This is a genomic window from Microbulbifer maximicatervae (SeqCode) (assembly GCF_052467825.1).
The window spans coordinates 2,982,083-2,997,532 of record NZ_CP174327.1; the positions used below are offsets into that span (position 1 = coordinate 2,982,083).

The 15,450-nt window shown below is 52.6% G+C and carries 11 protein-coding genes; 8 read left to right on the top strand and 3 right to left on the bottom strand.

All coding sequences use genetic code 11. The features are described 5' to 3' along the window. Positions 1–646: 646 nt before the first annotated feature. Entirely contained in the window at positions 647–1,996 is a 1,350-nt protein-coding gene (pcaB, locus tag ACJJII_RS13240) for a 3-carboxy-cis,cis-muconate cycloisomerase (RefSeq protein ID WP_444916527.1), read from the top strand. Between the two features lie 322 nt (positions 1,997–2,318). Then, the gene (locus ACJJII_RS13245) at positions 2,319–3,059 is read left to right on the top strand and encodes a carbon-nitrogen hydrolase family protein (protein ID WP_282931862.1); all 741 of its coding nucleotides are present in this window, start codon (positions 2,319–2,321) and stop codon (positions 3,057–3,059) included. 39 nt (positions 3,060–3,098) lie between these two features. Here ACJJII_RS13245 and ACJJII_RS13250 read toward each other — a convergent pair whose 3' ends face one another. From ACJJII_RS13250 to ACJJII_RS13260, 3 genes are all read right to left on the bottom strand, one after another. Continuing rightward, positions 3,099–4,151, bottom strand: coding sequence for an NAD(P)H-dependent flavin oxidoreductase (locus tag ACJJII_RS13250; protein ID WP_444916528.1), 1,053 nt, complete (start codon positions 4,149–4,151; stop codon positions 3,099–3,101). 130 nt (positions 4,152–4,281) lie between these two features. After that, positions 4,282–5,019: a TIGR04219 family outer membrane beta-barrel protein gene (locus tag ACJJII_RS13255; RefSeq protein WP_282931864.1), complete on the bottom strand. Its 738-nt coding sequence runs from the start codon at positions 5,017–5,019 to the stop codon at positions 4,282–4,284. A gap of 162 nt (positions 5,020–5,181) precedes the next feature. After that, positions 5,182–6,054 carry a LysR family transcriptional regulator gene (locus ACJJII_RS13260; RefSeq protein WP_282931865.1) on the bottom strand — a complete coding sequence of 291 codons (873 nt, stop codon included), beginning with the start codon at positions 6,052–6,054 and terminating at the stop codon, positions 5,182–5,184. A 197-nt stretch (positions 6,055–6,251) separates the two neighbouring features. Here ACJJII_RS13260 and leuC point away from each other — a divergent pair, with 197 nt between their 5' ends. From leuC to ACJJII_RS13290, 6 genes are all read left to right on the top strand, one after another. Continuing rightward, positions 6,252–7,700: a 3-isopropylmalate dehydratase large subunit gene (gene leuC / locus ACJJII_RS13265; protein ID WP_444916529.1), complete on the top strand. Its 1,449-nt coding sequence runs from the start codon at positions 6,252–6,254 to the stop codon at positions 7,698–7,700. Next, positions 7,700–8,347, top strand: a complete 648-nt coding sequence (gene leuD / locus ACJJII_RS13270) for a 3-isopropylmalate dehydratase small subunit (RefSeq protein WP_108732431.1) — start codon at positions 7,700–7,702, stop codon at positions 8,345–8,347. The genes leuC and leuD overlap by 1 nt, the downstream gene beginning before the upstream one ends. Before the next feature lie 30 nt (positions 8,348–8,377). After that, on the top strand, positions 8,378–9,436 hold the full coding sequence (leuB, locus tag ACJJII_RS13275; RefSeq protein WP_444919276.1) for a 3-isopropylmalate dehydrogenase: 1,059 nt from the start codon (positions 8,378–8,380) through the stop codon (positions 9,434–9,436). Between the two features lie 99 nt (positions 9,437–9,535). Next, positions 9,536–10,651, top strand: coding sequence for an aspartate-semialdehyde dehydrogenase (gene asd, locus ACJJII_RS13280; RefSeq protein ID WP_444916530.1), 1,116 nt, complete (start codon positions 9,536–9,538; stop codon positions 10,649–10,651). A gap of 189 nt (positions 10,652–10,840) precedes the next feature. Then, positions 10,841–11,836, top strand: coding sequence for an Asd/ArgC dimerization domain-containing protein (locus ACJJII_RS13285; RefSeq protein WP_444916531.1), 996 nt, complete (start codon positions 10,841–10,843; stop codon positions 11,834–11,836). 197 nt (positions 11,837–12,033) lie between these two features. Next, positions 12,034–15,417, top strand: a complete 3,384-nt coding sequence (locus tag ACJJII_RS13290; protein ID WP_413664950.1) for a motility hub landmark protein FimV — start codon at positions 12,034–12,036, stop codon at positions 15,415–15,417. Positions 15,418–15,450 lie beyond the last annotated feature (33 nt).

The window sequence follows — 15,450 nt, forward strand, 5'->3', positions numbered from 1 at the left end:
ATAAAGTATGCTATGCAGTGGTGTGTGTATTGGTGTTTACTACATGGCTGGTGAAATTTTAGGTATTTGCGGCTTTAATTATTTAAGTTTAATTGCTGTTTTGATAAGGCTGGTATTTTAAATACATAAAGTTAGTCGTTACCAGGAAGTCCATTTGGTAGTTTTTTGTATTCTGCAGCTTATTTTGGGTGGGCATGCTGGCAGTTTTTTATTGTTTGGTTTTGTTGCTTAGTTGAGTATGCAAAGCTGGAGGAGGAGCGTCAAGGTCTTTTCTTTGAGGTGGAATATTCATAATTCACATTTTATTTATATTTTTCATGCCGGCTCAGGTTAGCAGTACTTTTGTTTTTAGAGTTGATATATGTCAAATAAAACTTATTTTTTGGGGTTGAATTTAATGGATTAAATTCGCTTTAAGATGCTGTTTGGATAGAGGGTAGTGTAATCAGGAGTATGTTTTAGCTTGTTGTATTCAATTCTCTTAGGTTGGATTGATGTGCTTGATTAGCGGCGCCTCTAGTTCCCCATATTCTTGGCGCCTCGATTCTTAGGTTAATTTTTTAGAATATCTCTTCCTTAGCTAATCTGATGTTGTTGTGGTTTTGATCCTGTTGGCGTCTAGGCATCTTGTTAAGCGTGATTTGATATGAGAGCAACCGCGATTGATTCTGTCGTTTTTTGCGATATTTTTAGTACTTCAGCAATGCGGAAGATTTTCTCGGATGAACAGCGTGTTCAGCGCTATCTCGATGTTGAAGCGGCGCTGGCCAAAGTACAGGCGCGGTTAAAAATAATCCCTGCAGAGGCTGCAGAGGACATTACTCAACACTGTGACGCCAAGCAGATAGATTTTGTAAAGCTCAAGGAGCAAACGGAGCTGATTGGTTATCCGGTGCTGGGTGTTGTAGAGCAGCTAGTGTCACTGTGTAGTAGAGATTTAGGTCAGTGGTGTCATTGGGGGGCTACTACTCAAGATATTACGGATACGGCAACCGTCTTACAGATTAGGGCGGCGCTTGAAATTGTTGAGACGGAGGTCAATGGGATAGCAGATGCTTTAGCGAGCCTGGCCAAGCGTTTCAGGGATACACCTATGGTTGGGCGCAGCAATCTTCAACAAGCGGTACCTATAACGTTCGGCTACAAGGCGGCTGTTTGGTTGGCTGGTATTCATCGCCATCAAGCGCGCTTAAAAGAGATAAAGTCTCGGGCGTTTGTAGGGGAATTTGGTGGTGCGGCGGGTAATCTTTCTTCCCTGGGGCATCAGGGGCTAGAAGTTCAAAGAGGAATTATGCAGGAACTCGATCTCGGAGTCCCTTGTATCGCCTGGCATACGATGAGAGATCGCGTTACCGAAGTGGCTTGTCTATTGGGGCTGATTACTGGCACCTTGGGAAAAATAGCCCTCGATATAAAACTAATGGCACAGACAGAAGTTGGGGAGGTGGCGGAGCCCCTTATATCTGGCCGGGGAGCATCTAGTACAATGCCCCAAAAGCACAATCCTCTATCAGCAGTTCTTATCAGCGGTACTGTCCCAGTGGTTAGACAGCAGGTTGCCTCTTTGCTGGAAGCGATGGTTGAAGACCATGAGCGGGCTACGGGCCCGTGGGAGATAGAGTGGATTGTTCTGCCGGAGATATTCTGTCTTACCGCATCGATATTATCCCAGGCACGTTTTGCGCTAGAAGGACTTCAGGTATTTCCAGAAAAAATGATGCGAAACTTGGAAATGACTGGAGGTTTAGTGCTCTCTGAGGCTGTAATGATGGGACTGGGACCGAAACTGGGGCGTGAGAATGCCCACGATTTGGTTTACCAGATTTGCTGCCAGGCAATGGAGACGGGTCGTCCTTTTTCTGACTTGTTAAAGGAAGATAAACAGGTGTCGGGGGCTCTCTCTGATGCGGAGTTAGATCAACTTCTTGACCCTCATAACTATCTTGGATCATGCGGGGAGATGGTTGATGCAACGCTTGCTGGAAAAGAGCGCTGACTCAGTAACCTGCCGTTTCCCAATTGTCAGTGCTAGCTGCTGTGGATTGATTCTTGTGTCCGCTGCTCTTAATGCAAACTCTCTAAGATTAGAGTCTAAATATTTATCTTGGCTGGTTGTTATTTTTTCAGTCAACTATTTTATTTTTAAATAGATACCTGAAGAAAATGTAGGTTATTTATTTAAAGATAGGGATTCTATAGCTGGAAGAAACTTAAAAATTAACACAATCAAGAATCGATGCTTATTACTTGTGGTGTAACATATACAGTAATTTATTCGGTTCATGTTGTATTTAACTGGTGATCTGAAGGGTGGGGTGATGGGCAAGTTTAAATTGGCATTGGCACAGTTGCCGTCAGTGAAAGGAAATATTGAACGCAATATTGAGTCACATGTCCGTGCTGTAAAAGTCGCAGTAAGGAAAAAGGCCTCTATTGTGGTGTTTCCCGAGCTTTCATTAACTGGTTATGAGCCGGATCTGGCTGAACAATTAGCGCTTAAGATCGACGATCCACAGTTAAGCCCTCTAGCGGAGGTGGCAGCTGACAGTGGTGTTTGGCTAGTTGTGGGTGCGCCTATTCGTCAGAAGAATGGTATTGCGATCGGTTCGCTCGTATTTTCTCCTCAGGGTGAGATTTCTGTTTATTTGAAAATACATTTGCACCCTGGAGAAGAAAAGTGGTTTGTTCCCGGAGTTGAATATCTATCACTGAACATCGAAGGTGAGACCGTAGCTCTGGCTATTTGTGCAGATGTGTGTAACCCAGGTCATGTTGCCGCCTATGAAAAGCAGGGGGCTTCAGTTTATGTGGCGGGGGTATTGATTACTCCGACGGGATACCCGGAGGATAGTCAACAGTTGGCAAATTATGCTTTAGAGCACAATTTATTGGTGGCTATTGCGAACTTTAATCAGCCGACGGGTGGTTATTCCACAGCCGGCTGTAGTGCAGCTTGGGGCCCCGAAGGTGAGATTGTCAGTGCGAGTGATACAGCCAGCCAACTAGTTTGCGTTGAGCGTGATGATGAAGGGTGGTGTTCGGAGATTGTGTCTCTTTAATTGTGCAACTCTATAAATGGTAGTTGCCAATAGCTCCCTTCATTGACTCGCTTCCAGCTCTGCTACTAAAGCTGTCACCAATCCGGCTGCGGGCAGGGCTCGTGCGAGAGGGGCTCCTTGTCCGGCCCATTGAACGGCATATTCGTCATTGCCCGCTTTTGCAGCTGCTTGAGCCAGGGCTTTGCCCGCGGAGTAAGCGATCGGGTAATCCGGCAGAAGGGGAGCGCCCTTACTTAGTGCTTTATAGAATTGGTTGCTGATACCGCGAGCGGGGCGCCCGGAAATATTGGCGGTGATCTCTGTGTGCTGTGCGCGCTCACTTTGCAAGGCGCTGCGGTAGCTGTCGGAGGCCGCAGATTCCGGACAGAGGACAAATGCGGTTCCCATTTGCACGGCACTAGCCCCGAGAGATAGTGCAGCGCGAATGCCAGCGCCATCCATAATGCCACCCGCAGCAACGATTGGTAGGCTGCTGTGGCAACACAGCAATCGCACCAGCGCCAGAGTTCCAATTTCCTGGTCGCCCTCTGGGTGGAAGACCCCCCTATGCCCACCAGCCTCAATACCTTGGGCAATTAAAACATCGATATCAGCATCCTCAGCCAGTTTGGCTTCTTGAGGAGAGGTTGCCGTGGCCATCAAGATAATCCCTGCACCTTTTAGTGCGGCGATAAACTCTTCTGACGGTAGGCCAAAGTGGAAGCTGACAACCGGTGGCTTTTGCTCGAGCAAAACTTCCAGCATGGCCTTATTGCCGATAAATGTTGAGTAGGGTTCATTGATCAGCTTGGGAACCGGTGCATCGAGGGCGGCAAAATGTGGGGCGAGATGGGAAAGCCAGGCTTGCTCCCGTTGGGGATCTTTTGTCGGGGGCTGGTGGCAAAAGAGGTTTACATTAAAGGGGTGCTCGGTCTGGTCGTGAGTACAACGAATTTCATCTACGGCTTTTTCCACTGAGCAGGCGCCGAGTCCAAGTGAGCCGAGTCCTCCTGCATTGGATACAGCGGCGGCGAGAGCGGGTGTGGATACCCCGGCCATGGGTGCTGCAAAGATGGGATGGGAAATTCCGAGTTTTTCGAGTAATGGATTCATGGCCCTGCCTGTGAGTTGCGCTCCCCTTCTGGGCCACCTTAGTGCAGATTGTGCGAGGTAGCTATACCTCGCAGGCGTTACTGCTGCAAAAGTTTTTGGGGAGCGCGAACAGCAATCCTAGGTGGATTGCTTACAGGTGCAGGTTGAAACCGATGTATGGGCCTTTGATTTCAATATCGCTCTGCAAGTCGTCGAGCTCTTCCAGGTCGAGAGTCATTACGCGGTAACCTGCTTCGATGGCAAAGTCGACAGCTGGTACAAAATCCCAGCGCACTTTAGCTGTCAGGTCGGTATGGGTATCGCCACGGTAGGCTGTTGCATTGCCTTGGGCAATTACAGACCAGCCGGTAAATGGAAGATCAAAGCGCGCCATGCCGTAGGCCATTGGCAGGTAGCCAGTGAGGTCGACAGTCTCTGCCTGGGTATCGCTCACTGCGGTAAATTCACCGTCATACATACGCGCGGTCAAACCGACATCCAGGTTTACCCAGTTGTCCAAAATTTCGTAGTAAAGGGTAGCGTCGGTATGGGTGAGGTTCAGATCTGTGCGGATTTCTGAATTGGCAGTGAAGGTTTCATCATCAAAAGTAACGGAGGTGGCCAGGGTATCGTCACCGTCGGTATCGATATTGCTGTGGGCCAGAAGCACATTGGGCACCAGGGGAATGGGGTGTTCCAGGGCAACCTGCAAGAAGGTAATGTTATCTTCCGAGAGGGACAGGTTATCCAGCTTGTATTCGTCGGTACCGATATTACCGCTGTAGCCTGGCAGCCATGCGCCGGCAGTAGCATCAAGGCCGAGGATAGTATCTGCGCTTGCGGTGCCGCAGGCGAGGAGGGTACTCAAGGCAAGTGCGGATTTCTTCATTGACTTCACTCCGTGATGAATTTGTCGCGGAGTTTACAGATAAATTTTTCCCGTGCCGTGGCTAAGTTGCACATTTTTACAAATCTTTAACGTTTTGCACTGGTAAAAATGGTGCGTTTGGGTATTGCCTGTTAGTAAATTGGTCGCTTTTTTCCTGCCTCACTAAATAGCTGCTTCGAACAACATCTGTTGTAGCGCGCTGGCGGGATTGCTCAATGTTCGGCCTCGGTGACTGATTACGCCAAGGTTTCGCAGTACTTGCAGCTTTTTGACAGGCAGCACTGCCAAGCTGCTGTCCACCAATGTGTGGGGCAGAACACTCCAGCCGAGACCGACACAGGCCATCATCTTAATGGTTTCCAGATAGTTGGTTGCCAGCTTCGCGGTGAGTTTTAACCCCTGGGCATCAAACTCTCTTTTGATCAGGCGCCCGGTATAGGTATTCATATCTGGCAGTATGGCGGGATAGTTGGCGAGGTCGGTGAGTTCCAGTTCCGGCAGCTTTGCCAGGGGGTGATCCGGGGCCGCCACCACAACACAGGGGTCGGGCCAGATCACTTCGGCATTCAGGTGCGGATACTCCTTAAGTGCCAGGGTGACCACGGCCAGTTCATATTTAGCGGCCATCAGGGCTTCGTAAGCTTGTTCCGAGTCGACAAAGTCGATGTCCAAGGCAACTTGTGGATAGCGGAAACTGAACTCTTTCAGCACCGGGGGTAGGTGATGCAGACCTACGTGGTGGCTGGTGGCGATACGCAAGCTGCCGCTGACCGAGTTGCTCAAAGCGCGCAATTCCCGCTCGGTGTCGCTGATTTCATTAAGTATATGGCGGGCACGGGGCAGTAGGGCGCGACCGGCATCGGTGAGCTGCAATCGCCGTCCAATACGATCGAACAACGGGGAGCCCAGCTGCTGTTCCAGGGCGGCCAAGCGCTTACTCATCGCGGGCTGGGTCAGGTGCAGCAGCTCGGCGCCTTCAGATACCGAACCCTGTTCGGCGATTGCCAGAAATGCCCGCAGCCACTGTAGTTCCAAGCTGTTTCCCCTGAAGCGGTTTGTCGATAAAGGCTCAAATTGAGCCGCTGGATAAATGGCAGAGACGCCAGAAGATGGATATTACCCCAGTTTGGCTTTCGAATTCCATTTAGGAATACTTTAGATAATAAATATAAATTGGTGTTATTTGGTGGGGCTGGGTAGACTCAGGCTCTTAACTACTGAGAGGAATGGCTGTGGCAGGGCAAACACTCTACGACAAACTCTGGCAGGACCACCTGATCAAGAACTGTGATGATGGCTCCTCACTTATCTATATCGACCGCCACCTGATTCACGAGGTGACCTCCCCCCAGGCGTTTGAAGGCCTGCGTCTGGCTGGTCGCAAACCTTGGCGCAAGGATTCGCTAGTCGCCACTCCCGACCACAATGTGCCTTCCGAGGCGGCCGAGCGCGCCGCTGGCGTCAGTGGTATTCGCGATGATATCTCCCGAATCCAGGTACAGACCCTGGATGAAAACTGCCGTGACTTTGATGTAGTCCAGTTCGGCATCAATGAGCCGGGACAGGGTATTGTGCATGTGATCGGCCCGGAAACAGGTGCGACACTGCCGGGTATGACGGTGGTTTGTGGCGACTCACATACCTCCACCCACGGGGCGCTCGGCGCCTTGGCCCACGGTATTGGCACTTCTGAGGTGGAGCATGTGATGGCTACCCAGTGCCTTACCCAGAAGAAAATGAAGAATATGCTGGTTCGCGTCGACGGCCAGCTGCGCCCAGGTGTCACTGCAAAAGATGTGGTGCTGGCGATCATTGGCAAAATTGGCACTGCTGGCGGTACCGGTTACGCGATTGAATTCGGTGGCGAAGTGATGCGCAACATGTCCATGGAAGGCCGTATGACCGTGTGCAATATGGCCATTGAAGGCGGTGCTCGCGCGGGGATGGTGGCGGTAGACCAGATCACTCTCGATTACGTGAAAGGCAAGCCCTACGCGCCGAAAGACGAAATGTGGGATCGGGCAGTTGAGGCCTGGAGCCACTTGCACTCCGATGACGATGCGGTATTTGACGAAGTCGTGGTATTGGTCGGTGAGGATATTGAGCCGCAGGTCAGCTGGGGCACTTCCCCTGAGATGGTGGCGCCGATCAGCGCCCAGGTGCCTACCCCCAGTGACGAGAGCGATGCCACCAAGCGTACGGGCATGGAGCGAGCGCTGGAATATATGGGGTTGAACGCCGGGCAGAATATCAGCGATATCAAACTGGATCGCGTATTTATCGGCTCCTGCACCAACTCCCGGATTGAAGATCTTCGCGCAGCAGCAGAAGTTGCCAAGGGTCGTTACAAGGCGGATAGCGTCAAGCAGGTGCTGATTGTTCCGGGCTCCCAGGCGGTAAAAGCCCAGGCTGAGCGCGAGGGGTTGCACGAGATTTTTGTTGAAGCCGGTTTTGAGTGGCGCGAACCGTCCTGCTCCATGTGTCTGGCGATGAATGCGGACAAGCTGGGGGCGGGAGAGCACTGTGCTTCCACCTCCAACCGCAACTTTGAAGGGCGCCAGGGTTACGGTGGTCGCACGCATCTGGTGAGTCCCAGTATGGCGGCAGCGGCTGCAATTGCCGGCCACTTTGTCGATGTGCGGGAGATGGCACCGGTACAGCTGGAAGAGGAGATGGTTTGATGAAAGCGTTTACCCAGCACGAAGGTCTCGTGGTACCGATGGATCGGGCCAATGTGGATACCGACCTGATCATCCCCAAGCAGTTTTTGAAATCCATTAAGCGCTCTGGCTTTGGCCCGAACCTGTTTGATGAGTTGCGCTATTTGGATGAGGGGGTTCCCGGGCAGGACTGTTCTGGCCGTCCGCTCAATCCGGACTTTCCCCTTAATTTCCCCCGCTACCAGGGTGGTTCAGTGCTGATTGCACGGGAGAATTTTGGCTGCGGTTCCAGCCGTGAGCACGCGCCCTGGGCACTGGAAGATCACGGCTTCCGCGCAATTATCGCGCCCAGCTTTGCCGATATCTTTTTCAATAACTGTTTTAAAAATGGTCTTTTGCCAATTGTCCTGGCGGAAGATGTAGTGCACCAGTTGTTTGAAGAAACACACGGGCAGGAGGGTTATGCGCTCACCATCGACCTGGAACAGCAGCATGTGCGCAAGCCCTGTGGCGAGCTGATTCCATTTGAAGTGGATGCCTTCTACAAGCACTGTTTGCTAAATGGTCTCGATCATATCGGTCTGACCCTGGAGCACGCCGACGATATTCGCGCTTATGAGCAGGCGCGCCGAGAGAAAGCCCCCTGGCTTTTTGATGCGGTTCAATAATTAAAGGAAATTCCTGTGACGAAAAAAGTAATGATTCTGCCGGGTGACGGCATTGGTCCGGAAATTGTTGAACAGGCCATGGCGGTGCTGGAAGTTGCATCGGGAAAATTCAATCTGGGGCTCAGCTTTGAGCAGGGCCTGATTGGTGGCTCGTCTATCGATGCCCACGGTGAGCCTCTGACTGACGAAACTCTGAAGGCGGCGGGTGACTGCGATGCGGTGCTGCTCGGTGCGGTAGGCGGCCCCCAGTGGGATACCCTGGAGCGGGAAATTCGCCCGGAAAAAGGTCTGTTAAAAATTCGCAGCGGCCTGGGCCTCTACGCGAATCTGCGCCCGGCGATTCTTTACCCACAACTGGCCGATGCCTCTTCGTTAAAGCCTGAAGTGGTTGCCGGCTTGGATATTTTGATTGTGCGCGAATTGACCGGCGGCATTTACTTTGGTGAGCCGCGCGGTATCAAGACATTGGAAAATGGTGAGCGCCAAGGCTTTAACACCTACGTGTACAGCGAATCAGAAATTGAACGCATTGCCCGCTCTGCCTTTGAGGCGGCACAAAAGCGCAATGGCAAACTCTGTTCTGTAGACAAAGCCAATGTACTGGAAGTAACAGTGCTCTGGCGCGAGGTGTTGGATCGTCTGGCTTCGGAATATCCCGATGTCGAGCTGTCCCATATGTACGTGGACAACGCGGCGATGCAATTGGTGCGGGCGCCCAAGCAGTTTGATGTGATGGTAACTGGCAATATGTTTGGCGATATCCTCTCCGATGCTGCCGCCATGCTTACCGGTTCCATTGGTATGTTGCCCTCCGCCTCCTTGAACGAAAGCGGTTTTGGTCTTTACGAGCCGTGCCATGGCTCCGCTCCGGATATTGCAGGCCAGGGTATCGCCAACCCGCTGGCGACTATTTTGTCTGCTGCCATGATGTTGCGTTATTCCCTCGATATGAACGAGGCGGCAGATGCGATTGAAGCAGCAGTGAGCAAGGTGTTGGAGCAGGGTTTGCGCACTGCCGATATTTATACCGACGGCTGCCAGAAAGTCTCTACCGCAGAGATGGGCGCTGCCGTTGTAGCCGCACTTTAAGTTTCGATTCCACAAGTTTCGAAACCGCAATTTTCGATTCCACTATCGCGCCGCTTTCCCGGCGGCGCACTTTGACCACCTCACATACAGGACACCGCAATGCAAAAAATAGGTTTTATCGGCTGGCGCGGCATGGTCGGCTCGGTATTACTGGAGCGCATGCGAGCAGAGGATGACTTTGCCCATATCGCCGAACCGGTTTTTTTCTCAACTTCCAACGCCGGAGGTACGGCGCCGGACATCGGCAGGCCCCTGCCGCCACTGGGCGATGCTTACGATATTGATGCACTGAGCCAGCTGGATGCGATTGTCAGCTGTCAGGGTGGTGATTACACCAAGGAAGTTTTTACCCGCTTGCGCGAGGCCGGTTGGCAGGGTTGCTGGATTGATGCGGCTTCCAGCCTGCGAATGCAGGATGATGCTGTGATTGTGCTGGACCCGGTTAATCGCGATGTGATTAATCGCGCGATTGATGCCGGGCAGAAAAACTTTATCGGTGGCAACTGCACCGTGAGCCTGATGTTGATGGCTCTGGGTGGGCTGTTTAAGGCGGGCATGGTCGAGTGGGTTACCGCCATGACTTACCAGGCGGCCAGCGGTGCCGGTGCGCGCAATATGCGCGAATTGATTTCGCAGATGGGTGCGCTGCGCGATGGTGTGGCAACAGAGCTGGCCGACCCCGCCAGCGCCATTCTGGAGATTGATCGCAAAGTAGCAGCAGATATGCGCTCAGCAGAATTCCCCACTGCAGAATTTGGCGCGCCACTGGCGGGCAGTTTGCTGCCCTGGATCGATACTCAATTGGAGAGTGGCCAGAGCCGCGAAGAGTGGAAGGCGCAAGTTGAAGCAAACAAGATTTTACAGACCGAAACCCCGATTCCTGTGGACGGCACTTGCGTACGTATCGGTGCCATGCGCTGTCACAGCCAGGCTTTCACCATAAAATTGAAAAAAGATTTGCCACTTGCCGACATTGAACAATTGTTAAATGGTGCCAACGACTGGGTGAATGTAGTGCCCAACGAGCGTGAGGCTACGGTGCAGAACCTGACGCCAACAGCAGTTACCGGAAAGTTGGATATTCCTGTCGGTCGACTGCGTAAATTGAGCGTTGGTCCAGAGTACTTAAACGCCTTTACTGTAGGGGATCAGCTGCTATGGGGCGCCGCAGAGCCCCTGCGTAGAATCCTGCTGATTTTACTCGGCAAACTGTAACTGGTACGGACCTGAGTAAGTCCTCTACTAAGAGTGGAAATAGGCCACTTTAGTGGAGGACTTTTTGCCAAGCTGTGAACTTCTTCGCGTAAAAAACGGCTACTGTTTGTCATAGCGCCTTTTTCGAATTTTCCCCACGGGTATAATCGCCCCTCATTTTCCCTTTCCAATTCAATGAAGTGATTTGCCATGTCCGAAGCCACCCGCGAACTGGTCATTGTCGGTGTTGATAACGCTGCCTTTGGTCCCCTGCTGGAAGTACTCGAAGAGCGTGAAGTAATTTCCGCCGAGCAGCTGAGTTTGCTGGAGACTGACGAACGGGAAGTAGACCCCCAGGTATTTGCCAATCGCAATATTCCGGTGGAGTCCCTGGAGAAATTTACATTTAACGATAAGCAGGTCGTAATTCTGCTGAGCGCCGGCGAAGCCGTTGAAGCCGCCATGGCTGCAGCAGAACAAAATGGCGCCTGGATTGTAGACGTGGCCAACAATACCCGTGGCGATGAAAGTGTTGCCCTGGTACACCCAATGTTTAACAGCGGTGAACTCGCTTCTGTCGAGCGCCGCGTTGTTGCCCTGCCAAGTGCCGGCGCCTCCATGGTGGCGGAAGCCCTGGCGCCCCTGAAAGATAAACTGCAAGCGGTAGAGGTACAGCTCAATCAGCCGGTGTCTGCTCTGGGCAAGGCCGCAATTGATGCTATGGCGGCACAAACCGCGCGGATGTTTAGTGGCCAGGACGCAGAAATTGATCCTGAAATTGGCCACCGATTGGCATTTAACCAGCTCAGTGCCTGCGAGGCTCTGCTTGCCAGTGGCCACACCCTCAGTGAGCTGACTTTAGTTCACGACCTGCGCCGTTTATTCGGAGATGCGGTAGCAGTCGATGCCAGCATCAATACGGTCTCTGTTTTCCACGGTCAGCTAGCTAATTTGGGTGTCGCTTTAACTGAAGATGTCGATCTGGAAAAAGTGAGTGCGCTGCTGGCAAATGGCGCTGGCCTCAAAATGGCGGAGCAACCCTCGGCAGAAAGTGCGGTGGGTAGTGACGTGACAATCATCGGCCGTTTGCGCCAAAGTCTACTCAACAAGCGACAGTTAAATCTTTGTGCGGTGTCTGACAACCTGCGTAAAGATGTAGCAATAAACTGTGCACAAATTGCCCACTTGTTGCTAAAAAACTACTGATATTTAATACTTAGCGGCCATAGTGAAGGTGTAATCTTAACTTTGGCCTGGCTGAGACTGGCGAAAAATTCGCCATAGTTGGCGGCTGCCTAAACGGCGGCTAATTAGTTGAACGATTACCGTTCAGTAATGGGGATATTCTGAAGGCGCGCTTTTCGGAAACCCTGGGAAGGTTCTAACAATAAAGGGAATCGGATATGCGTGTGCGTAAGTTGGCACTTGCAGTTGGTCTAGTCGGTGCACTGGGAAGCAACGCGGCTCTGGCGCTTGGACTAGGTGAGATCAAGCTCAACTCGACCCTTAACCAGCCTCTCGATGCGGAAATCGGACTGCTGCAGACTCGCGGTTTGGAAGATACCGAAATTAGGGTTCGCCTCGCAGGTCCTGAAGAATTCGAACGCGCTGGTGTCGAGCGCTCTTACCTCCTTACTTCTTTAAGTTTTGAAGTGGACTACTCCGGTGGTAAGCCGGTTATCCGCATTTCCAGTCGCGATGCCATTCGCGAACCTTTTTTGAATTTCCTGGTTGAAACTCGCTGGCCCAGTGGCCGTCTACTGCGCGAATATACGCTGCTGATGGACCTGCCGGCGTTTTCCCCAACGGCTGCGCAGCAACCCGTGCGCGCAGCTGAGCGCGAGCGGCAGCAAGTGCGTCGCACAGCCCCAGTTCAGCAGCCCCAGCCTCGCACAACACCGGCCCCGGCTGCTCGTCAGGCACCAGCCGAACCAGCCCCAACTGAAAGGACTGCCCCGGAAACTCGCGAGCCCGCTCGCCCGCAGCCACGTTATACGACTACAGACACCAGTGAGAGCAACAGCCAGGTATATGGCCCGGTAAGTTCCTCCGATACGTTGTGGGAAATCGCGCTGCAAAATCGCGCCAGTCGCGAGTTCTCTGTTCAGCAGACCATGCTGGCGATTCAAAGGCTGAACCCAGAAGCCTTTATTAATGACAATATCAACCTGTTGAAGAAAGGTGCCGTGCTGCGCCTGCCCAACACCGAGGATTTGCGCACTCTGACTATGACGGAGGCGATTTCTGAGGTGGCTCAACAGAATGACTCCTGGCGCCAGCGCTCCGAAGTGGAAGTGGCTACTGGCGCACCGCTGGATGCCCGTGCGGTTGAGGAGGAGTCCTATGTCAGCGAAACGGTTGAAGGGCGCGTTAGCCTGGCTGCACCGGGGGACAATGAGTCCGTTACTTCCGGTTCTGGAGTCGGCACTGATGACAGTGAGGCGCTGGAAGGCGATCTCACAGTAGCTGAGGAAGAGCTGGATAAGTCCAAGCTCGAAAACACTGAATTGCGTGAACGTATCGCCGAGCTCGACGAGCAGATCGATACCATGGATACGCTGATTGATGTTTCCAATGAGGAACTGGCTGCGGTGCAGGCCGCCGCGGAGCAGTCAGACGTGTTGCTCGACCCCACTGAGGCGGATGGCGTTGAAGTAGAGTCTTTAGATGACAGCCTGACTGTTGAAGACAGCGAAGAGTTTGATGTTGCTGCTGATACGGAAGAAGAAACTGTTGAAGCAGAACCGGCTCCAGCAGAGACGCGTAACCGTGTAGTTGAAGTTCAAACTAAGCCCAAGCCAACCTTTATGGAGCAGCTGGCCGATAACGGAATGCTGATTGGCCTGGGTGGTGCGGGTCTGCTGGCCGCTATATTTGGCCTGTTCACCTGGCGTCGCCGCAAGGCTGAACAAGAGGCGCAGCAGGAACTTGAACAGCAGATGGCTATGGAACAAGAGCCGCTGGATATTCCTGAGGATATTGCCGAACCCGATGAAACTCTCGCTGCAGTTGAGAGCATGGAGGCAGACGATACCTTCGATCTGGGCGATCTCGGCGATGTAGGCACTGATGACCCAATTTCTGAAGCGGAGATTCACCTGTCCCTGGGGCAGTATGAGGAAGCGGAAAGCAAGCTGCTGCTGGGCCTGGAAAAGGACCCGCAGGTAGTCGATGCGCGCCTGATGTTGATGGAGGTTTACGCCCACAACCAGGACGTTGAAAAGTTTGACGATCACTACCGCCAGCTGCTCAGCATCAGCGACGGTCCTGCTGCCGATCGCGCCGCCCGCCTGCGTGAATCCATTGCTGGTGCGCCGGATTTTGAAGCCCCGGCTATGGGTCTTTCCAATGAGTCCTTCGAAGCGGCGCAGCTCGACGATATCGGCGCGGCCCTGGACGATGACTTCACCAGCGCCGAGCCGGGACTGGTTGGTAGCGGTGACGCGCTGGAGCCCGATACCTCTCTCCTCGATGACCTGACTATGGATCTGTCATTGGATCAGGAAAGCTCTGATTCTGAGCAAGAGCTGTCCCTGGACCTGGAGTTGGATAGCAGCTTTGAAGAGCCGTTGCAGGCGAGCGCAGATCAAAGTGAGTCGCTGGATACCGAGTTCAATCTGGATGATTTGGACCTGGACAGTGCTCTCGACGGAGACAGCCAAGAAGTTACTGCTGAGGTATCGGAACCAGAAGTTGAAAACGACTTAAATCTTGATGAACTTGATTTGGGTGAGTTGGACCTGGGTGATCTGGGCTCAAGTAATCAAGAGCCCGCTTTGATTGAAGAGGATTTGGGGCTTGAGCTTTCTGATAACACAGAAGAGAGTGTCGATGCTCCAATAGAATTCGATACCTCTGAGTTGGATCTGGATTCCCTCGACTTGGAGCCGGCGGCAGAAGAAAACTCTGAGGCCTCAGTTGAGGCCCAGCTGGAAGAAAAGGCAACTACCAGCGGTGGTTCCGTTCCGGGCCTGGATTTTGAGCTGGATCTTTCCATGATGGAGGAAGAGATTCAGCCCCAGACAGAAGAAGAGACTTCGGTTGAGCTGGATACGGCCTTTGAATTGGATGATGCTCTGGAACTGGATTCCGTTGACAGCGGTTTGAGCGAGGAAATCTCCCTGACAGAAGGAGTCTCCTCTGCCCAGGAGTCTGCAGAAGAGTTATCCATGGATGACTTCTCTGATGGCGATCTGGAGATGATCGGCGGCGACTTGGATTCCGACCTGGATCTCGACGGTATCGACCTGGATGATATTGCTGCGGATCTCAACGCAACTGAGCAGCCCTCGGCAGAGGTAGTCGCGGCCAGCAATGAGCCGGCAGCAGATTTATCCCTCGATGCTGATCTGGATACTCTCGATGCTGCAGGTATGGAGCTGGCCGGGGCTAGCGACCTGGACTTCAATGCGGATGCAATCGAAGAGGAGTTCTCCCTGGAGGATGAGCTGGCTCTCATCGATGAATCCACTGAGGGTGATTTGACTCTTGAGCCAGAACCCCTGGTTGAAGCTAAGCCTGAAGCGACAGAGCAGGTTGAGGCGATTGTCGAGAAGCCGTCAGATTCTGACTTTGGTGACCTCGACTTCAACCTGGAAAGCGACCTCAATTCAGAGTTGAGTTTGCTGGAAGGCGGCGATGAGATGGCGACCAAGTTGGAGTTGGCTCAAGCTTATATGGATATGGGTGACGAAGAGGGCGCTAAGGATATCCTCAAAGAGGTAGCCCAGGATGGTGGCGGTGAACACAAAGACCGCGCCGAGGAAATGCTGGAGCGGATGGTGTAAGCTAGCAGCGTATTCCGTTTTTGAAAAAAACCT